Here is an 18,117-nt window from a genome sequence, read left to right as displayed (position 1 = left end):
GCGTGGGCCCGGCGTGGGCCCGGCGTGCGTCCGGACGGGTTTCAGGCGAGCCGGAGGAGTGCGGCGGTCGCGGCGGCGACCACGACCACCACCAGGAACGGCGCCCGCAGCGTGAGCGCGACGGCGGCGGCGGCCAGTCCGGCGAGCCGGGCGTCGATCCCGATCCCGGGGTGCCCGCCGTCGTCGACGGTGAAGACCTGGACCGTGATGAGCGCGGCCAGCAGGGCGACCGGGAGCAGGTCGGCGATCCGCTGCACCAGCGGCCGTTCCAGGACCTGGTGCGGCACCGAGAGCCCGGCGAGCTTGAGCAGGTAGCAGCCGAGGCCGCAGACCACGATGGCGATCCAGATCATGCGTGCGGGCCTTCCTGGGGAACGCCGCCCGCGCGCAGCCCCAGGCCGAGGGCGACCACAGCGGCCGCGAGCACGGGGATCCCCGCCGGGGTGAGCGGGATCAGGACGAGCGCGAGCGCCGCCGCGAGCACTGCCGTGACCCGGTGCAGCCGGGAGTCGAGCCGGGGCCAGAGCAGTGCCAGGAAGGCACCGCCGACGGCCGCGTCGAGGCCGAGGTCGCGCGGGTCGCCGAGGGTGTCGCCGGCGAGCGCGCCGGCCAGGGTGGCCAGGTTCCAGAGCGCGAAGACGCCCAGGCCGGTGGCGAGGAACCCGACCCGGGCCGCGGCGGTGGAGTCCCGGGTCACGCTCATCGCGCTCGACTCGTCGATGATCAGGTGCGCCGCGGCGGCGCGGCGTACGCCGGTCCAGGAGAGCAGCGGGGCCAGCCGGAGGCCGTAGAGGCTGTTGCGGACCCCGAGGAGCAGCCCGGAGAAGGCGCCGACGAGGGGAGCGCCGCCGGCCGCGATCACGCCGACCAGGGCGAACTGGGAGGCGCCGGTGAAGACCAGCAGGGAGAGCGCGCACGCCTGCCACACGTCCAGGCCGGCGCCGGTCGCGATCGCCCCGAAGGAGATCCCGTACGCGCCGGTGGCGACCGCGACCGCGACCGAGTCCCGGACGATCTCGCGGCGCAGCGCCGGGTCGAGACCGGGCTCCCGGGCCGGGTCGGTCATCCGAGATCGGTGTGCAGCCGGACCTGCTTGACCGTCACGCTCCCGTCGCCGGTGAGGTCGAGGGTGCGGTGGGCCCCGTCGGCGTCCCAGCCGGTGCCGACCAGGAAGGCGCGGGTGGCGTCGTCGGTCGCGGCCAGCCAGGTGACCGCCCGGGTGAACCGGTCGGCCCGCAGCGTGTCGACGCAGGCCTGCACCAGCCGCGACCCGTGGCCGTTGCCGCGCTTGTGCGGGTCGACGGTGAGGTCGCTGATCTCGCCGTCGGCGACCGGGTCGAGGTCCGGGTCGAGGGCCGGTCCGGTCACCGCGAACCCGGTCACCAGGTTGCGCTCCAGGGCCACCAGGACCCGGTTGCGGGCGTCCGGTGGCCGGCGCAGCGACTCGTTCCAGCCGGCCGAGACCTCCTCGGGGGTCAGGGCTTCGAGGAGCTCGGCGGGCAGCAGGTCGGCGTACGAGGTCCGCCACGCGCGGACCTGGACCGCGGCGATCGCGGGGGCGTCGTCGGCCCAGGCGACGCGGCAGGAGACATCGGCACTCACCGGGCCATGAAAGCAGGTCGCCCCGGTGTTACAGATAGAGCGTCGTCCGACGTGATTCCTGTAACAAACTGACGTAGGCTCCGGACATGACCACCTTCGAGGACGTGCTGGCCGCCCAGGACCGGGTCGAGCCGCGCGACGCGATGCCCGACGGCTACCGGGCCACCCTCGTCCGGCAGATCGCCCAGCACGCGCACAGCGAGATCATCGGGATGCAACCCGAGGGCGCCTGGCTCACCCGGGCGCCGAGCCTGCGCCGCCAGGCCGTGCTGCTCGCCAAGGTCCAGGACGAGGCCGGCCACGGCCTCTACCTGTACGCCGCCGCCGAGACCCTCGGGGCCAGCCGCGAGGAGCTCCTCGACGCCCTCCACACCGGCCGGCAGCGGTACTCCTCGATCTTCAACTACCCCTCGCTCACCTGGGCCGACGTCGGCGCGATCGGCTGGCTCGTCGACGGCGCCGCGATCGTCAACCAGGTCCCGCTCTGCCGCTGCTCCTACGGCCCGTACGCCCGCGCGATGGTCCGGGTCTGCAAGGAGGAGTCCTTCCACCAGAGGCAGGGCTTCGAGCTGCTGCACACCCTCAGCCACGGCACGCCCGCCCAGCACGCGATGGCCCAGGAGGCGGTCGACCGCTGGTGGTGGCCGTCGCTGATGATGTTCGGCCCGCCGGACGCGGACTCGCCGCACAGTGCCCAGTCGACCGCCTGGGGGATCAAGCGGTTCTCCAACGACACGCTGCGGCAGCGGTTCATCGACCAGGCCGTCCCGCAGGCCGAGGCGCTCGGCCTCACCCTGCCCGACCCCGACCTGCGCTGGAACGCCGACAAGGACGAAGGCCGCGGCGGCTACGACTACGGTGCGATCGACTTCGACGAGCTCCGCGCGGTGCTCCGCGGCGACGGTCCGTGCAACGCCGAACGGCTCGCCCACCGGGTGGCCGCCCACGAGGACGGCGCCTGGGTCCGCGAGGCCGCGGCCGCGTACGCCGCCAAGCACGCGCGTCCGGCGCGGCCGGAGGTGGCCTGATGGCCGGGCTGTGGGAGGTGTTCGTACGGCCGCGGCGCGGCCTGGCGCACGCGCACGCCGGCTCGATCCACGGCGCCGACGCCGAGATCGCGCTGCGCAACGCCCGCGACGTCTACACCCGGCGCGGCGAGGGTGTCTCGATCTGGGTGGTGCCCTCCGAGGCGGTCGTCGCGAGCAGCCCCGACGAGGCCGACGAGTTCTTCGACCCGGCGGGCGACAAGGTCTACCGCCACCCGACGTTCTACGAGGTGCCCGATGGCGTCCAGCTCTGAGACGGCGGTGGTCGCTGACCGTGCCGCGACCGCGGGCTACGCGCTCGCCCTCGGCGACGACGCCCTGGTCGCGGCCCAGTGGCTGATCCGCTGGGTGGCCCGGGCGCCGGAGATCGAGGAGGACGTCGCGCTGGCCAACATCGGGCTCGACCTGCTCGGCCAGGCGCGCGCCCTGCTCACCTACGCCGGGTCGCTCGAGGACCCGGTCCGGACCGAGGACGACCTCGCCTACCACCGGGCCCCCGCCGATTTCCGGAATGCGGGCCTGCTGGAGCGCGACGGCGGCGACTTCGCCGTCACGATCGTCCGGCTGCTCCTCCTCGCCGGCTACCAGGGCGAGCTCTACGCCCGGCTCGCCGGTGGTCCCGACCCGCTGCTGGCCGCGGTCGCCGCGAAAGCGGTCAAGGAGGTCGCCTACCACCGCGACCACGCCCGCACCTGGGTGCTGCGCCTCGGTGACGGGACCCCCGTCTCGCACGACCGCGCGCAGGCCGCCCTCGACGCCGAGTGGCCGTGGTTCGCGACCCTGTTCGCCCCGGTCGACGGCGCGCTCGTCGACCCGGCCGCGATCGAACCCGCCGCGCGGGCCTGGGTCCGGGGCGTGCTCGCGGAGGCGACCCTGGCGGTCCCGGACATCGCCCTCGAACTTCCCGACGGTCGTCGCGGCGAGCACACGGACGCGCTGACCGCGATGCTCGACACCCTGGGCGAGGTCGCCCGCGCACACCCGGGGGCCCAGTGGTGAGCGTGCTCTCCGTCGACGAGGTGCGCGCGGCGGTCGCGGCCGTGCCCGACCCCGAGCTGCCGATGGTCAGCATCGCCGACCTCGGGATCCTCCGGGTCGTCGACGTGGTCGACGGCGTGGTCCGGGTGACGATCACGCCGACCTACTCCGGCTGCCCCGCGATGGACGCGATCCGCGACGACATCGCCGCCGCCGTCGCGCCGCTCCCGGTCGAGGTCGAGACCGTGCTCAGCCCGGCCTGGACGACCGACGACGTCACCGACGCCGGCCGCCGCGCCCTGGCCGAGGCCGGGATCGCGCCGCCGTCGCCCGCCGGGCCGGTCCCGCTCACCCTGACGGTGCGCTGCCCGCAGTGCGGATCCCCGCGCACCCGCGAGCTCAGCCGGTTCGGCTCGACCTCGTGCAAGGCGCTCTGGGTCTGCTCCGACTGCGCCGAGCCGTTCGACCGCTTCCGGGAGCACCGGTGAGCGCACCCGCGGCCGAGCCGCTGAGCGCTCTGCCCGAGCACGGGCCCGCCTTCCACCGGCTGGTCGTCACCGAGCTCCGCGAGCTCACCGACGACGCCGTGGCCGTCCGGCTGGCCGTCCCCGAGGACCTGCGGGCGGCGTACGGGTACCAGCCGGGGCAGCACGTCGCGGTCGGCGTACCGGGGGACGAGGAACGCCGCTCCTACTCGCTGTGCGGGCTGCCCGGCGAGGACGACCTGCGGATCGGCGTACGGCGCCTGCCCGGGGGGCGCTTCTCGCACGGCGTCCTCGACACCCTGCGGCCCGGGGACGCGCTGGAGGTGATGACCCCCGCCGGCCGGTTCGGGGCGGGCCTGCCCGGCCTGGTCCGGCCCGCGTTCGTGGCCGCCGGCTCCGGGATCACGCCGGCGCTCGCGATGGCCGCGGCCGCGCTCGCCGACGAGACGGTCGAGGAGGTCACCGTGCTGGCCTGCAACCGCACCCAGGCGAGCGTGATGTTCCTCGAGGAGCTCGCGGCGCTGAAGAACCGGTACCCGTCCCGGCTGCAGCTGGTCCACCTGCTCACCCGGGAGGCCCAGGAGAGCGCGCTGCTCTCCGGGCGGCTGGACCCGGAGCGTCTCGCCGCCGTGCGGGCCGCCCTCGTCGGACCGGTGGACGGCTGGTTCCTGTGCGGGCCGCAGTCGATGGTCACCGAGCTGCGCGCGGCGCTGCTCGCCGACGGCGTCCCCACCGGCGCGGTGCACGTCGAGCTGTTCCACGCCGAGACCGCGGCGCCGCCGCCGGTCCCGGACGCGCCGGCCACCGGCACGCTGGCCACCGTCCGGCTGGCCGGGCTGGTCGGGGAGGTCACCGTGCGGCCCGGCGAGGTCGTCCTCGACGCCCTCCTCCGGGTGCGGCCGGACGCGCCGTACGCGTGCAAGGGCGGAGTCTGCGGCACCTGCCGGGCCCGGGTGGTGCGCGGCGAGGTCGTGATGGGCGCGACCTGGGCGCTGGAGCCCGACGAGATCGAGGCCGGCTACGTCCTCACCTGCCAGTCCCACCCGACGGGGGAGACGCTCGAGGTCGACTACGACGCCTGATCGAGCGGCTGGCCGTCGTGCCCGGGGTCGTGGCCGGGGTCGTGGCCCGGATCGTGGTCGGGGTCCAGCAGGTCGAGCCGGGCCTCCGCACCGCAGAGCACCACGCCCGCCGCCAGGCTCACCGCGAACGCGACCAGTGCGGCCGGCCACCAGCCGGCGCGGACCTCGTCGCCGAAGACGAGGAGGCCGACGACCGCCGGGATCAGCGTCTGGAGCAGGACCAGCGGCGCGGTCGCCGCGGTCACCGAGGTCCGCTTCATCGCCACCGAGTAGAGGACGAACCCGAGTGCGCCGTACAAGCCGATGCTGAGCGCCGGCACCACCGTCGCCGGGGTGAAGTCCAGGTCGGTGAGCACCCGGGTGGCGACCGGGGTGCCGCCGTACGCGAACCCGGCCAGGATGCCGAGGGCGACGCCGCTCCAGGCGCCGTGCCAGCGGTAGGCGAGCCAGCCGAGGGCCGCGTTCACGCCGAGCAGCACGTAGAGCAGCACGGTCGTGCGGCTGGTGAACTCCGAGTCGCCGACCGGACCGGCGGACAGCGCCAGCACGCCCAGGCCGACCACCACCCCCGCGACCGCCACCCAGTGCTCGGTGCGCAGCGGCTCGCCCATCACGAACGCGGCCACCAGGGCGGTCACCACCAGCGAGGCGCCGACGCCGACCTGGGCCAGGTACAGCGGCAGCTCCGCGATCGCGACCAGGTGCAGCAGCCAGCCGACCAGGTAGGCGACCAGGACGCCGGCCATCATCGGCGAGACCAGACCGTGGCGACGGATCACCGCGGCCTGGACGACGGCGATGACGCCGAACAGGACGGCGGCCAGCAACGCCGCCGTGAGACCCAGGAGCACCCCCGGAGTCTGACACGTGGTGTCCCGCCCGTCCCGGGTGTTTCGCGGAGGTAGGTTGTCGCCATGCAGACGTACCTCGACCTGGTGCAGCGGATCCTCGACACCGGGGTCGAGAAGACCGACCGGACCGGCACCGGCACGCTCAGCGTCTTCGGCCACCAGATGCGCTTCGACCTCGCCGAGGGGTTCCCGCTGGTGACCACCAAGAAGGTGCACACCCGGTCCGTGTTCGCCGAGCTGCTCTGGTTCCTGCGCGGCGACACCAACGTGAAGTGGCTCCAGGACCGCGGCGTCACCATCTGGGACGAGTGGGCCGACGAGAACGGCGACCTCGGACCGGTCTACGGCTACCAGTGGCGGTCGTGGCCGACCCCGGACGGGCGGCACGTGGACCAGATCGCCCAGGTCGTCGAGCAGCTGCGGCGGGACCCGGACTCGCGGCGGCACATCGTCTCGGCCTGGAACGTGGCCGACATCCCGGACATGGCGCTGGCGCCCTGCCACACGATGTTCCAGTTCTACGTCGCCGACGGCAGGCTCTCCTGCCAGCTCTACCAGCGTTCTGGCGACGTCTTCCTCGGCATCCCGTTCAACATCGCGTCGTACGCGCTGCTGACCCACATGGTCGCCCAGGTCGTCGGCCTGGAGGTCGGGGACTTCGTGCACACGATCGGGGACGCGCACCTGTACCTGAACCACCTCGACCAGGCCCGGCTGCAGCTGACCCGGGAGCCGCGGCCGCTGCCGACGCTGCGGCTGGACCCGTCGGTGACGGCGCTGGACGAGTTCGACCTCGAGCACATCGTCGTGGAGGGCTACGACCCGCACCCCGGGATCAAAGCACCGATCGCGGTATGAAGCCTTCGGTGGTCGAGGAAGGTGCGCAGCGCCTGTCTCGAGACCTGACGCTCGTCGCCGCGGTCGCGGACAACGGCGTGATCGGCGCTGACAGCGACATCCCGTGGCGGATCCCGGCGGACTTCGCGCACTTCAAGGCGCTCACCCTCGGCGGGGTGCTGGTGATGGGTCGGGCGACGTACGAGTCGATCGGGCGGCCGCTGCCGGGCCGCACCACGGTCGTGCTCACCCGGGACCCGTCCTGGACCGCGGGCCCGGCGCACCCCGGGGTGCTCGTCGCCACCGACCTGGACGTCGCGCTCGACCTGGCGGCCGGGATCGGGGAGGTGTTCGTCGTCGGCGGCTCGGCGGTGTACGCCGCCGCCCTGGACCGCGCGACGCACCAGGTGCTCACCGAGGTCCACCTGAGCCCCGACGGCGACACCCGCTACCCGGACTTCGACCGCACAGCCTGGATCGAGACGAAGCGCGAGCCGCACCTGGACGGCGAACCGGGCTTCGAGTTCGTCTGGCTCGAACGCGCCTAGGCACTCGACATGTAGGCGTCGGGCTGTCGGCGTCGGGCTGTGGGGCGGCGTGCCGTGGGCGGCGTGCGGTGCTCGTTGAGCGGTGGTCGTCGAGCCTGTCGAGACGGCGTAAGCAAGGCAGGACCTGGCACCGAAGGTCAGCCCGAATTGCCCTGTGGACAAGGCGAAAACCGATCCGAAACTGTCGGCGCCGGTTCCTAATCTGTACTCATGACCTCGGGCTCCCTGACCTCTGCGCCGCCGCATCCGGTGGCGCAGCTGGTCTCTGCCCTGGGGGACTTGATCGACGAGCACGGCACCGCGCCGACCTGGTCGCTGACGCCGGGTGACCTCACCGATCTCCTCCCCGCGCTCGCAGTCGCCAAGCGCCGCCTGGACGCCCTGGAACTACGCCTGCTGGCCGAGGCCGACCGGCACCAGGTCGGCGACCCGCTGGGTGCGGCCAACACCGCGGGCTGGTGGGCCAACGCGACCCGTACGACCAAGCCCGCCGCGCACCGGGCCGTGAAGCTGGCCGGTCGCCTGGGCTCACACGACACCACCGCCAACGCGATGAGCGCCGGGGCGGTCTCGGTCGAGCAAGCAGCCGTGATCCTCGACGCGGTCGACGCGCTCCCGAGCGCGAAGGCCGAGGCCGAGGCACATCTGGTGGCGCTGGCCGAGCACCACGACCCCAAAGAGTTGCGCTTCCTGGGCCGTCGGATCCTGGAGGTCGTGGCCCCCGAGGTCGCCGAAGAGCACGAACGTCGCCTGTTGGAGGGCGAGGAGCAGCGGGCACGGGAGACGGCGTCGTTCACGATGAACCCCGACGGGCACGGCTCCATGGTGGGCAGATTCAAGCTCCCGGTCCTGGTCGGGCAGATGCTGGCCCGCCACCTCGAAGCCCTGGCCGCGCCCAAGCACCGAGCTGCGGTCGAGCGCACCGCCGGGGAGAAGGTCGCCCGCCCGATCCGCCTGGGCCAGGCGTTCATCGAGTACGTCGAGACCCGCCGCGACGCCCCGAAAGCCGGCGGCATCGCCGCCACCGTCGTGGTCACGATGACGATGGAAGCCCTCCTGGGCGCCGACACGGTTGCGACCCTGGACACCGGGGACCGGATCACCGCAGGCGAGGCCCGGAGGCTGGCCTGCGAGGCCGGGATCATCCCGGCCGTCCTCGGGTCGAAGTCCCAGGTCCTCGATCTGGGCCGCAAGACCCGCTTCCACACCGAAGCCCAACGCATCGTCCTCGGCAGACGGGACGGCGGCTGCACCGCCGAAGGCTGCGACTGGCCGCCAGGGATGTGCCACGCCCACCACGGCATCCCGTGGAGTCGCGGCGGACCCACCGACATCGAGCACGRCAGGCTGCTCTGCCCCCGCCACCACACCCTGGCCCACGACGCCCGCTTCCAGATGAAGACCGGACCGAACGGAAAGGTGACCTTCAGCCGGAGGACGTGAGAACGGCGTCCGCTCCGCAGCTGGCCGATACGTCGTGACCAACGCCGGTCGCGACGTCGCAACCGAATGCCGGTGAAGAGACCAGCCAACGATTCCGTTGCTCACGCCTAGCTCTTGGCCGGACTCGGATGTTCGTCGAAGCCTAGGTGCCCGCCGTTGGAGTCCACGTCGGTCACTGTCGTTAGTCTCGCCAGATGACGGAACCAGTCGACGTGGACTCTGAGGTGGGGGCGCTGCTTCGCGCGCTGCAGCAGCAGCGGGACCGGGTGGTCGAGACCTTCGCCGGGCTGCCCGACGAGGTGTTGCGCACGCCGGTGCTGCCGTCGGGATGGACCTACCTGGGCGTGGTGCAGCACCTGGCCCTCGACGTGGAGCGGTTCTGGTTCCAGTTCGTGGTGGCCGGTCGGGAGGTCGAGCTGTCCACCGGCGACCAGGCGTGGCAGGTGCCGGCGGACCGGCCGGCCGAGCAGGTGGTCCAGCTCTACCGCGACGAGGCCGCGCGCACGGACGAGATCATCAGCGGCACGCCGCTCGACGCCGGACCGGCGGCGTGGCCGACGGAGATGTTCGGCGACATGCCGAGCAGGGTCCTGCGGCGTACGGTGCTGCACGTCATCACCGAGACCGCCGCCCACGCCGGACAGCTCGACGCGGCGCGCGAGCTCGTCGACGGGCACCAGTGGCTGGTCCTCACCGACTGACCACGCCTCACCTACGACGGTCCGCTGCCCGTCAGCTGCCGCGGAACGCCGCGATCGCCTCGTCCAGCGTGCGGTACACGTGCTCGCTGCCGATCGCCTCCGTCACCCCGAACCTGGCGAGCTCGCCGGTGACGTCGCCGCCGGCCTCGGCCACGGCGAAGACGACCCCGCGGCTCGCGAGCTGGTCGGCGACCTCGAGCAGGGTCTTGCCGCCGGTGTAGTCGACGTCGTCCATCGCGTCGGCGAGCAGCACGAACCAGCGGGGCGGGTCGTCGGTGTCGACGAGCGCGAGCACCTCCTCGGTGAACCGGCTCGCGTTGGCGTAGAACAGTCCGACGCCGAAGCGGTAGACCACGAGACCGGGCTCGGTCAGGACCCCCGGCGCCGCCGGTACGACGTGCGGCCGGTCGTCCGGGCCGAGGGTGAGCACGATGTCGTGCGGGGTGTAGTGCCGGCTGACGTGGACCAGCAGGGACAGGACGATCGCCGCGACGATGCCCTGCTCGACGCCGATGCCGACGACGATGGCGGTCGTCGCCAGCGCGATCACGAACTCGTCGCGGCGCACTTTCGCGATGGCGCGCAGGCCGGCGAGGTCGACCAGCTTGAGGCCGATCACGAAGACGACGGCGGAGAGGGCGGCGTTCGGCAGGTACTGCAGCGGCTCGGTCAGGAACAGCAGCACGACGGCCACGGTGGCGGCCATGGCGAGCATCGAGACCTGGCTGCGGCTCTTGGCRGCGTCGGCCATCTCGGTCTTCGTCGGGCTCCCGTTGACGACGAACGAGCTGCTGAGCGCCGCGGCGATGTTGGCGGTGGCGAGCCCGACGAGGTCGGTGTTCTCGTCGAACCGCTCGCGGTAGCGGACGGCGTACGCACGCGAGGTGGCGGCGCTCTGGGCGAGGATGACCACGAACATCGACGCGCAGATCGGCAGCAGGCCGCGGACGTCGTCCCACCCGACTCCGGCGGGCCAGCCGATCGACGGCAAGCCGCCCGGCACGGTTCCGAGGACGGCGACGCCGTGGGACTGCAGGTCCAGCGCCCAGCTGGCGGTGATGGCGCCGACGACGGCGACCAGCCCGCCGGGGATCCGGGTGATCCAGCGCTCGAACACGACCAGGGTCACGATCACCGCCACCGAGACGGCGACGGTCGCGGCCTGCGCCTGGTCGATCTCCCGGAGGGTCTTCCAGAACCTGATCAGCGTCCCGCTCACCTGGTCCGGCGCGACGTCGGGCGACGGCACGCCGAGCATCCCGCCGAGCTGGGACAGCGCGACCTGGACGCCGACCCCGGTGAGGAACCCGACCAGCACGGTCCGGGAGATGAAGTCGGCGACGAACCCGAGCCGGGCGACCCGCGCGATCACCAGCATCACGCCGGTGATGAGCGCGGCCAGGCTCGCCAGCGCCAGCCACTGGTCGCTGCCGGGGACGACCCCGGAGAGCCCGAGCCCGGCGATGCCGGCGTACAGGATGGCGGCGGTCGCGGAGTCGCCGCCGACGACGAGGTGGCGCGAGGAGCCGAGCAGCGCGAACGCGGCCGCCGGCAGCAGGATCGTGTAGAGCCCGGTGACGACCGGCGTCCCCGAGATCTTCGTGTAGCCCATCACCTCCGGGATCGCGAGGGCCGCCAGGGTGACGCCCGCGACGAGGTCGCGGCCGAGCTGCCCGCGGTCGTAGGGCCGGATGCCCTCCAGGACCGTGACGTAGTGCCCCGTACGACGCATCGCGCGCGGGTCCGACATGACCGCAGAATCCCACGCGGGACCATTGCGGCCATCCTCCGGAACGGGTGGGATGGAGCCATGACGGCGAGCACCACGGGGACGGCCGGGGATCCGCAGCAGCCCGAGGAGTGGAAGGTCGCGCACCTGACCCCCGAGGAGCGCGCCGCCCGCGGCAAGGCGGCCCGCAACGAGGTCCCGCGCTCGAGCCACGGGGAGTGGGCGCCGGCCGACAACCGCCCGGACCCGGTCGCCCTCCTGGAGGAGCAGGGACGGACCCGGGTGCCGGACCTGCTGCCGATCCGGTACGGCCGGATGCTGCTGTCGCCGTTCACCTTCTACCGCGGAGGTGCGCTGATCATGGCCGCCGACCTCGCGGCCACCGCGAGCTCGGGGGTGCGGGCGCAGATCTGCGGCGACGCGCACCTGTCGAACTTCGGGGCCTTCGCCACCCCCGAGCGGCGGATGACCTTCGACATCAACGACTTCGACGAGACCCTGCCGGGCCCGTGGGAGTGGGACGTCAAGCGGTTGTGCGCGAGCCTCGAGATCGCCGGCCGTGACCGCGGGTTCACCGCGGAGCAGCGGCGGGCCGTCGTGCTGGCCGGGGCGGCGGCGTACCGGACCAAGATGCGCGACGCGGCCGGGCGCCGGAACCTCGAGGTCTGGTACGACCACGTCGAGGTGAGCGAGCTGCTCGACCGGCTCAGGTCAGAGGTCTCGGAGAAGGTGTGGAAGAACGCGAAGGCGAACGAGGCCAAGGCCCGCGCCCGGGACAGCATGCAAGCACTCACGAAGTTCACCCACGACTCCGGCGGGAAGCCGCGGATCACCGCGGACCCGCCGTTGATCGTGCCGCTGGAGGACCTGCTGCCGCCCGGTAAGGAGCGCGAGCAGATCGACGCCGACGTCCGGGCGCTGATCCGGTCCTACCGGCGCACGCTGGAGACCGACCGGCGCCACCTGCTGGAGCAGTTCGAGTTCGCCCACATGGCGCGGAAGGTGGTCGGGGTCGGCAGTGTCGGCACCCGCGCCTGGATCGTGCTGCTCCTCGGCCGGGACGACCAGGACCCGCTCGTCCTGCAGGCGAAGGAGGCCGAGGAGTCGGTCCTCGAACGCTTCGTCGGGAAGAGCCAGTACCCGAACCACGGGCAGCGCGTCGTCGCCGGTCAGCGCGTGATGCAGTCGGTGAGCGACATCTTCCTCGGCTGGGAGCACACGATCGGATTCGACGGGCGGCCCCGTGACTTCTACGTCCGGCAGCTGCGCGACTGGAAGGGGTCGGCCGACGTCGACCGGATGAACGCCTCGACCATGGCGGTGTACGCGCAGGTGTGCGCGGCGGCGCTCGCCCGGGCGCACGCCCGCTCCGGCGACCGGATCGCGATCGCGTCGTACCTGGGCGGCGGCGACACGTTCGACCACGCGATCGCCGCGTTCGCGAGCGCGTACGCCGACCAGAACGAGCGCGACCACCAGGCGTTGGTCGACGCCGTGAAGGCGGGCCGGATCGCCGCCGAGACGGGCGTCTGACGGCTCAGAGCCGGTCGGCGACCAGACGCAGCGCGGCGACGGTCGCCGCGCGTACCTGAGCGCGTGCCATGCCCTGGGACTGGTTGACGGTGACGCTGATCAGCCGGGGACCGACGTGGACCACGCCGACGCCCTGGAGGTCGTCGCCGCCGAACATGGTGCCGGTGACGACGAACGCGTCCTGCCCGATGCCGGTGATGTCCTCGGGGGTCCCTTCGACCGCGGAGATCGCACCTTCCTTGGCGGCGGGCATGCCGGTGTACTTCTGCTCGAAGACGGAGAGCGCGGTGGCCTTCGGGTTCGGGCCGGTGAAGCGGCAGCCCCCGCCGCCGACGGCCTCGCCGGTCACCTCGTGGCCCAGCGCCCTGCCCACGGCGGCCTCGGAGAGGTCCTGGCAGACGCCGCCGCCGGCAGCGGCGGGCTCGTCGGCTCCGTCGGCGTCACCGTCGCCGAGCTGGTCGTCGGTCGCGGCGGCGGTGGGTGTCGGGGTCGGAGTCGGCGTCGGGGTGGGCGTCGGGGTGGGCGTCGGGGTCGCGGTGGCGCTCGGCGTCGGCGTCGGCTCGGTGCTCGCGGCGGACCCGGCCGGGTCGGTACCGCCGCACCCGGCCAGCAGYAGCGCGCAGGCCGCGAGGAGCGGGGCAGCGGTGCGGAAGGGACGCAGGGGGCGCAGGTGACTCACGGGACGAAGGTACCCGCCCGGGCCTCGCAGATCCGGACTTCCGGGCTCCCGGGTGCCCGCCCAGGTGCCCGTACAGCACAACTGGGTGCGCCTCCGGCCGCCGGGACTACTAACCTGAACCCCATGAGCCTGCCTGCTGCCCCGTTCGGACGCGTGCTCACCGCGATGGTGACGCCCTTCAAGGACGACGGGTCGGTCGACCTCGACGCGGTCGCCGCGGTCGCGAACCACCTGGTCGACCACGGCAACGACGGCATCGTCGTCAGCGGGACCACCGGGGAGGCGCCGACCACCTCGGTCGCCGAGGACGGCGAGATCCTGCGGGCCGTGATCGACGCGGTCGGCGACCGCGCCACTGTCGTCGCCGGGGTCGGCACCAACCACACCGAGCACTCGATCGAGCTCAACGAGCAGGCCGAGAAGGCCGGTGCCGACGGGGTGCTGCTGGTCTCGCCGTACTACAACAAGCCCACCCAGGCCGGGATCGCGGCGCACTTCGAGGCCGTCGCCGCCGCTAGCGACCTGCCGATCATGCTGTACGACATCCCCGGCCGCACCGGCGTCACGATCACGCCGGAGACCTACGCGAAGGTCGCGCGGATCGACAAGTTCGTCGCGGTCAAGGACGCCGTCGGGGACCTGTTCCGCGGCGCCCGGATCATGGCCGAGACCGGACTGTCGTTCTACTCCGGCGACGACGTGCTCAACCTCGGCTGGCTGACCCACGGCGGCTGCGGCGTCGTCTCGGTCGTCGGCCACGTCGCCGGCTCCCGGTACGCCGAGATGATCGCCTGCGTCGACAAGGGCGACCTCGACGGCGCGCTCGCGATCTACGTCGAGCTGCTGCCCGTGGTCGACGCGATCATGAACCACGCACCCGGCGTGATGACCGCCAAGGCGGCCCTGCAGCTGATGGGCGTCACCGCGAACCGCGCAGTCCGGCTGCCGCTGGTCGAGGCGGACGACGACCTCGTCGGCCTCGTCCACGAGACCCTGGCCTCGGCCCACCTGCTCCCCGAGACGGAAACCAACTGATGAGCCACCCGCACCCCGAGCTCGACGCCCCCGGCCCGCTGCCCCAGGGCGGCCTCCGTGTCACCGCCCTCGGCGGTCTCGGCGAGGTCGGCCGCAACATGACCGTCTTCGAGTACGACGGCCGCCTGCTGATCGTCGACTGCGGGGTGCTGTTCCCGGAGGAGAACCACCCGGGTGTCGACCTGATCCTGCCGGACTTCGACTCGATCCGCGGCCGGCTCGACGACGTCGAGGCGCTGGTGCTGACCCACGGCCACGAGGACCACATCGGCGCGACGCCGTACCTGCTCCGCGAGCGGCAGGACATCCCGCTGGTCGGCTCGCAGCTGACCCTGGCGCTGCTCGGGTCCAAGCTGCGCGAGCACCGGCTCAAGAACAGCGTCCAGCACATCGTGGCCGAGGGTGAGCGGATCGCGTTCGGTCCGTTCGACCTGGAGTTCGTCGCGGTCAACCACTCCATCCCGGACGCGCTCGCGGTCGTCATCCGCACCGGCGCCGGTCTGGTGCTGCACACCGGCGACTTCAAGATGGACCAGCTCCCGATGGACGGCCGGATCACCGACCTGCGCGCCTTCGCACGGCTGGGGGAGGAGGGTGTCGACCTCTTCCTCACCGACTCCACCAACGCCGAGGTGCCCGGCTTCACCACCTCGGAGAAGGACATCGCCCCGGTGCTGGACCGGGTCTTCCACCAGAGCAACCAGCGGATCATCGTGGCCTGCTTCGCCTCGCACGTGCACCGGGTGCAGCAGGTGATGGACGCGGCCGCCGAGCACGGCCGGAAGGTCGCCTACGTCGGCCGCTCGATGGTGCGCAACATGGCGATCGCCAAGGAGCTCGGCTACCTGGACGTGCCGCCGGGCCTGCTCGTCGACGCGAAGGCGCTGGCCGACATGCCGCCGGAGAAGGTCGTGCTGATCTCGACCGGGTCGCAGGGCGAGCCGCTCTCCGCGCTGGCGCGGATCGCCCAGCGCAACCACAACTTCGTGCACATCGAGGAGGGCGACACCGTCATCCTCGCCAGCAGCCTGATCCCGGGCAACGAGAACTCGGTCTACCGGGTGATCAACGGCCTCACCCGCTGGGGCGCCAAGGTCGTGCACAAGGGCAACGCCCTGGTCCACGTCAGCGGCCACGCGAGCGCCGGTGAGCTGCTCTACTGCTACAACATCGTCCGGCCGCGCAACGTGATGCCGGTGCACGGCGAGATCCGGCACATGAAGGCCAACGCCGACCTGGCGATCGCCACCGGCGTGCCGGCCGACCGGGTCGTGATCGCCGAGGACGGCGTCGTCGTGGACCTGGTCGACGGCAAGGCGGCGATCGCCGGCAAGGTCGACTGCGGCTACGTCTTCGTCGACGGCACCTCGGTCGGCGACATCACCGAGAGCAGCCTGAAGGACCGCCGGATCCTCGGCGAGGAGGGCTTCGTCTCGGTGATCGTGGTCATCGACTCGCAATCCGGCAAGGTGCTCAGCGGGCCGGAGATCCACGCGCGCGGGTTCGCCGAGAGCGAGGGCGCCTTCGACGAGATCCGGCAGCCGATCATCGACGCGCTGACCAAGGCGGGCGCCGAGGGCGTCGACGACGCCTACCAGCTCCAGCAGACGATCCGCCGGGTGGTCGGGCGCTGGGTCAGCAACACCCACCGGCGCCGGCCGATGATCATCCCCGTGGTGCTGGAGGCCTGAGCGTGACGGCCGCGGACGCGTCACCGGACGAGGCGGAGTTCGTCAGCTACCAGCAGTGGGGCGTCGACTTCTTCTCCGAGGCGGTCAGCCAGGAGCGGATCCTGGCCGCGGTCGACAACATCGCCGGTCAGCCGATCGACTTCGGTCCGATCGGCGTGGGTCCGGGCAAGATCGCCAAGGTGCGCGCGAACGGCGCGATCGGCTCCGCGACCGCGACCCGGCTGGACGGCCCGTCGATCGCCTACCGGGTCGAGCTCCCGGTCTCGCTCACGTTCGCCGTCGACCTGCAGGTCGAGACGCACACCTACCACGCCGACCTGGTCGTTCCGCTGACGCTGACCGCCCGCGCGGTCGAGGGCGTCCGGATCTGGATCGACATCGCCCCGCCGCACCGCTCGGAGGTCCGGATCAAGGTGACCGCCGAGGGGATCCGGGCCTCGATCATGCAGCGGATCGCGAACATCGAGGGCGAGGTCCAGCGGTTCGTCGCCAAGTACGTCGCCCGCGAGACCACCAAGCCGCGGGTGCAGGCCGCCCGGATGATCGACGTCTCCGCGGCGATCGACAAGGCCTGGTCCTCGATCGCGCCGAAGGGGTCCGACGAGCGCGTCATCGACGACCTCAACGAGGCGCTGGAGACCGAGATCCGGGAGAACGAGGACACCTTCCTGGAGCTCTGAGCCTTCTCGGGGCTTCTCGGGGCTCCTCGGGAGACCGGGAATCCGCCGGGGCGTGTATCAGGACGGCCGGTCGGCGCTCCTGTCCGGCATGAGCACCTTGCACCGGTTCGCCGAGGCGGCCGTCCGTCGCGACCTCCACCGCGCGCACGCCCTGCTCGCCGAGGGCGGCAGGCTCAGCACGGAGCGGCGCCAGCTGCTGACCGACCACCTCGCCTGGATGTCCGGCCTGGTCGACTGCCCGGACGCGCGGGTCTGCGAGGCCGCCGCTGCGCTGTTCGCGACCGCCTGCGACTTCCGGGAGCGCGGGGACCGCGAGCACCGCGAGGAGCTCGACGCCGCGATCGGCGCGCTGCTGCGCCAGACCAGCCGGGCACCCTGCTGGACCTCCGACGAGGCGGTCCTCGGTCTGGGGGAGCAGGTGCCCTGGCTCCTCGACGGGGTCGCGGTCCCGCAGGGGGCCGGTCTGCTGCTCCGCGACCCGGGCGGCCGGGAGATGGGCCGGCTGCGCGCGGCGGCGTACCGGCGGGCCAAGGTGCGGATGTGGGGCACGGTCTCCCTGGAGATCCCGCGCCAGCGCGTCGCGGCGGACCGGTAGCGCCGACGGGAGGGGCAGGGCCATTCCCCTCGGGCGCGCGGAAAGGCAGAGTGGCTCCATGGACGTGGGAGATCTCTTCAAGGACGCCGTCGGCCGGGTGACCGAGCAGGTACCCGGCCTCGTCGAGGGGCTGGACGAGGACGACCTCGCCTGGCGGCCCGAACCGGGCGCGAACTCGATCGCCTGGCTGCTGTGGCACCTGACGCGGGTCGCCGACGAGTACAGCGCGGTGTACGCCGAGGTGCCGCCGCGCTGGACCGGCGGGGGCTGGTACGAGCGGTTCGCGCTGCCGTTCGGTCCCGAGGCGCACGGCTACGGATTCACCGCTGAGCAGGTCGGCCAGGTGCGCGCCAGCGCGGAGAACCTGGCCGGGTACTACGCCGACGTGGAGCCGGTGCTGGTCCGTTTCCTGGCCGCGCTGACGCCTGAGGACCTGGACCGGGTGGTCGACAAGGAGTGGGACCCGCCGGTCACCCTGGGGGTGCGGATGGTGAGCATCGTCGACGACATGGTGCAGCACATGGCGCAGGCGGCGTACCTCCGCGGGATGCTCGATCGGCGCTGATCCACCCCCTCCCGGGCGGTGTGTCCGGAATGTTGTG

At 72.7% G+C, this 18,117-nt stretch carries 21 protein-coding genes; 15 read left to right on the top strand and 6 right to left on the bottom strand.

The window, feature by feature from the left end:
- Nucleotides 1–41: 41 nt before the first annotated feature.
- The 3 genes from AB4Y76_RS07760 to AB4Y76_RS07750 are packed head-to-tail and all read right to left on the bottom strand — an operon-like array spanning nt 42 to nt 1,602.
- Entirely contained in the window at nt 42–353 is a 312-nt protein-coding gene (locus tag AB4Y76_RS07760; RefSeq protein ID WP_441923830.1) for an AzlD domain-containing protein, read from the bottom strand.
- On the bottom strand, nt 350–1,066 hold the full coding sequence (locus tag AB4Y76_RS07755) for an AzlC family ABC transporter permease (protein ID WP_441923828.1): 717 nt from the start codon (nt 1,064–1,066) through the stop codon (nt 350–352). The genes AB4Y76_RS07760 and AB4Y76_RS07755 overlap by 4 nt, the downstream gene beginning before the upstream one ends.
- Nucleotides 1,063–1,602, bottom strand: a complete 540-nt coding sequence (locus tag AB4Y76_RS07750) for a GNAT family N-acetyltransferase (protein WP_441923826.1) — start codon at nt 1,600–1,602, stop codon at nt 1,063–1,065. Before AB4Y76_RS07750 ends, AB4Y76_RS07755 begins: the two co-directional genes overlap by 4 nt.
- Nucleotides 1,603–1,688: 86 nt before the next feature.
- On the opposite strand from AB4Y76_RS07750, the gene paaA reads away from it, so the two are divergent.
- The 5 genes from paaA to AB4Y76_RS07725 are packed head-to-tail and all read left to right on the top strand — an operon-like array spanning nt 1,689 to nt 5,193.
- Nucleotides 1,689–2,630, top strand: coding sequence for a 1,2-phenylacetyl-CoA epoxidase subunit PaaA (gene paaA / locus AB4Y76_RS07745; RefSeq protein WP_441923824.1), 942 nt, complete (start codon nt 1,689–1,691; stop codon nt 2,628–2,630).
- Nucleotides 2,630–2,902 (top strand): 1,2-phenylacetyl-CoA epoxidase subunit PaaB, encoded by a 273-nt coding sequence (paaB, locus tag AB4Y76_RS07740; RefSeq protein WP_441923822.1) that lies wholly within the window; start codon nt 2,630–2,632, stop codon nt 2,900–2,902. Before paaA ends, paaB begins: the two co-directional genes overlap by 1 nt.
- Nucleotides 2,886–3,647 (top strand): 1,2-phenylacetyl-CoA epoxidase subunit PaaC, encoded by a 762-nt coding sequence (gene paaC, locus AB4Y76_RS07735; protein WP_441923820.1) that lies wholly within the window; start codon nt 2,886–2,888, stop codon nt 3,645–3,647. Before paaB ends, paaC begins: the two co-directional genes overlap by 17 nt.
- Nucleotides 3,644–4,114 (top strand): 1,2-phenylacetyl-CoA epoxidase subunit PaaD, encoded by a 471-nt coding sequence (gene paaD / locus AB4Y76_RS07730; RefSeq protein ID WP_441923818.1) that lies wholly within the window; start codon nt 3,644–3,646, stop codon nt 4,112–4,114. The genes paaC and paaD overlap by 4 nt, the downstream gene beginning before the upstream one ends.
- The gene (locus AB4Y76_RS07725; RefSeq protein WP_441923816.1) at nt 4,111–5,193 is read left to right on the top strand and encodes a 2Fe-2S iron-sulfur cluster-binding protein; all 1,083 of its coding nucleotides are present in this window, start codon (nt 4,111–4,113) and stop codon (nt 5,191–5,193) included. Before paaD ends, AB4Y76_RS07725 begins: the two co-directional genes overlap by 4 nt.
- Here AB4Y76_RS07725 and AB4Y76_RS07720 read toward each other — a convergent pair.
- Nucleotides 5,181–6,044, bottom strand: a complete 864-nt coding sequence (locus tag AB4Y76_RS07720) for a hypothetical protein (protein WP_441923814.1) — start codon at nt 6,042–6,044, stop codon at nt 5,181–5,183. The two genes, AB4Y76_RS07725 and AB4Y76_RS07720, sit on opposite strands and share 13 nt — an antisense overlap.
- 63 nt (nt 6,045–6,107) lie before the next feature.
- Here AB4Y76_RS07720 and AB4Y76_RS07715 point away from each other — a divergent pair, with 63 nt between their 5' ends.
- From AB4Y76_RS07715 to AB4Y76_RS07700, 4 genes are all read left to right on the top strand, one after another.
- Nucleotides 6,108–6,902, top strand: a complete 795-nt coding sequence (locus AB4Y76_RS07715; protein ID WP_441923812.1) for a thymidylate synthase — start codon at nt 6,108–6,110, stop codon at nt 6,900–6,902.
- Entirely contained in the window at nt 6,899–7,429 is a 531-nt protein-coding gene (locus AB4Y76_RS07710) for a dihydrofolate reductase (RefSeq protein ID WP_441923810.1), read from the top strand. The genes AB4Y76_RS07715 and AB4Y76_RS07710 overlap by 4 nt, the downstream gene beginning before the upstream one ends.
- A 210-nt stretch (nt 7,430–7,639) precedes the next feature.
- The gene (locus tag AB4Y76_RS07705) at nt 7,640–8,872 is read left to right on the top strand and encodes a DUF222 domain-containing protein (RefSeq protein WP_441923808.1); all 1,233 of its coding nucleotides are present in this window, start codon (nt 7,640–7,642) and stop codon (nt 8,870–8,872) included.
- 194 nt (nt 8,873–9,066) lie between these two features.
- Nucleotides 9,067–9,573, top strand: coding sequence for a DinB family protein (locus AB4Y76_RS07700; protein WP_441923806.1), 507 nt, complete (start codon nt 9,067–9,069; stop codon nt 9,571–9,573).
- 31 nt (nt 9,574–9,604) lie between these two features.
- On the opposite strand, the gene AB4Y76_RS07695 is transcribed toward AB4Y76_RS07700, so the two are convergent.
- Entirely contained in the window at nt 9,605–11,323 is a 1,719-nt protein-coding gene (locus tag AB4Y76_RS07695; protein ID WP_441923804.1) for a SulP family inorganic anion transporter, read from the bottom strand.
- A gap of 60 nt (nt 11,324–11,383) precedes the next feature.
- Here AB4Y76_RS07695 and AB4Y76_RS07690 point away from each other — a divergent pair, with 60 nt between their 5' ends.
- A complete protein-coding gene (locus tag AB4Y76_RS07690) occupies nt 11,384–12,835 on the top strand; it encodes a DUF2252 domain-containing protein (protein ID WP_441923802.1) in 1,452 nt (483 codons plus the stop codon).
- A gap of 4 nt (nt 12,836–12,839) precedes the next feature.
- Here AB4Y76_RS07690 and AB4Y76_RS07685 read toward each other — a convergent pair whose 3' ends face one another.
- Nucleotides 12,840–13,514, bottom strand: coding sequence for a hypothetical protein (locus tag AB4Y76_RS07685; RefSeq protein ID WP_441923800.1), 675 nt, complete (start codon nt 13,512–13,514; stop codon nt 12,840–12,842).
- 129 nt (nt 13,515–13,643) lie between these two features.
- Here AB4Y76_RS07685 and dapA point away from each other — a divergent pair, with 129 nt between their 5' ends.
- The 5 genes from dapA (at nt 13,644) to AB4Y76_RS07660 (ending at nt 18,080) form a co-directional block, all read left to right on the top strand.
- On the top strand, nt 13,644–14,549 hold the full coding sequence (dapA, locus tag AB4Y76_RS07680; protein WP_441923838.1) for a 4-hydroxy-tetrahydrodipicolinate synthase: 906 nt from the start codon (nt 13,644–13,646) through the stop codon (nt 14,547–14,549).
- Nucleotides 14,549–16,240, top strand: coding sequence for a ribonuclease J (locus AB4Y76_RS07675; RefSeq protein ID WP_441923798.1), 1,692 nt, complete (start codon nt 14,549–14,551; stop codon nt 16,238–16,240). Before dapA ends, AB4Y76_RS07675 begins: the two co-directional genes overlap by 1 nt.
- A 2-nt stretch (nt 16,241–16,242) precedes the next feature.
- Entirely contained in the window at nt 16,243–16,920 is a 678-nt protein-coding gene (locus AB4Y76_RS07670) for a hypothetical protein (protein ID WP_441923796.1), read from the top strand.
- An 88-nt stretch (nt 16,921–17,008) separates the two neighbouring features.
- Nucleotides 17,009–17,515: a hypothetical protein gene (locus AB4Y76_RS07665; RefSeq protein ID WP_441923794.1), complete on the top strand. Its 507-nt coding sequence runs from the start codon at nt 17,009–17,011 to the stop codon at nt 17,513–17,515.
- A gap of 58 nt (nt 17,516–17,573) precedes the next feature.
- Nucleotides 17,574–18,080: a mycothiol transferase gene (locus AB4Y76_RS07660; RefSeq protein ID WP_441923792.1), complete on the top strand. Its 507-nt coding sequence runs from the start codon at nt 17,574–17,576 to the stop codon at nt 18,078–18,080.
- Nucleotides 18,081–18,117: the final 37 nt, after the last annotated feature.

Source organism: Marmoricola sp. RAF53 (assembly GCF_052114005.1).
Taxonomy (GTDB): Bacteria; Actinomycetota; Actinomycetes; order Propionibacteriales; family Nocardioidaceae; genus Marmoricola.
This window is presented reverse-complemented; position numbering and strand designations above follow the sequence as displayed.

Coding starts and splice junctions, on each gene's coding strand:
- AB4Y76_RS07760 (WP_441923830.1), bottom strand. CDS start 353: ATGATCTGGATCGCCATCGTGGTCTGCGGCCTCGGCTGCTACCTGCTC.
- AB4Y76_RS07755 (WP_441923828.1), bottom strand. CDS start 1,066: ATGACCGACCCGGCCCGGGAGCCCGGTCTCGACCCGGCGCTGCGCCGC.
- paaA (WP_441923824.1), top strand. CDS start 1,689: ATGACCACCTTCGAGGACGTGCTGGCCGCCCAGGACCGGGTCGAGCCG.
- paaB (WP_441923822.1), top strand. CDS start 2,630: ATGGCCGGGCTGTGGGAGGTGTTCGTACGGCCGCGGCGCGGCCTGGCG.
- paaC (WP_441923820.1), top strand. CDS start 2,886: ATGGCGTCCAGCTCTGAGACGGCGGTGGTCGCTGACCGTGCCGCGACC.
- AB4Y76_RS07715 (WP_441923812.1), top strand. CDS start 6,108: ATGCAGACGTACCTCGACCTGGTGCAGCGGATCCTCGACACCGGGGTC.
- AB4Y76_RS07710 (WP_441923810.1), top strand. CDS start 6,899: ATGAAGCCTTCGGTGGTCGAGGAAGGTGCGCAGCGCCTGTCTCGAGAC.
- AB4Y76_RS07700 (WP_441923806.1), top strand. CDS start 9,067: ATGACGGAACCAGTCGACGTGGACTCTGAGGTGGGGGCGCTGCTTCGC.
- AB4Y76_RS07690 (WP_441923802.1), top strand. CDS start 11,384: ATGACGGCGAGCACCACGGGGACGGCCGGGGATCCGCAGCAGCCCGAG.
- AB4Y76_RS07675 (WP_441923798.1), top strand. CDS start 14,549: ATGAGCCACCCGCACCCCGAGCTCGACGCCCCCGGCCCGCTGCCCCAG.
- AB4Y76_RS07665 (WP_441923794.1), top strand. CDS start 17,009: ATGAGCACCTTGCACCGGTTCGCCGAGGCGGCCGTCCGTCGCGACCTC.
- AB4Y76_RS07660 (WP_441923792.1), top strand. CDS start 17,574: ATGGACGTGGGAGATCTCTTCAAGGACGCCGTCGGCCGGGTGACCGAG.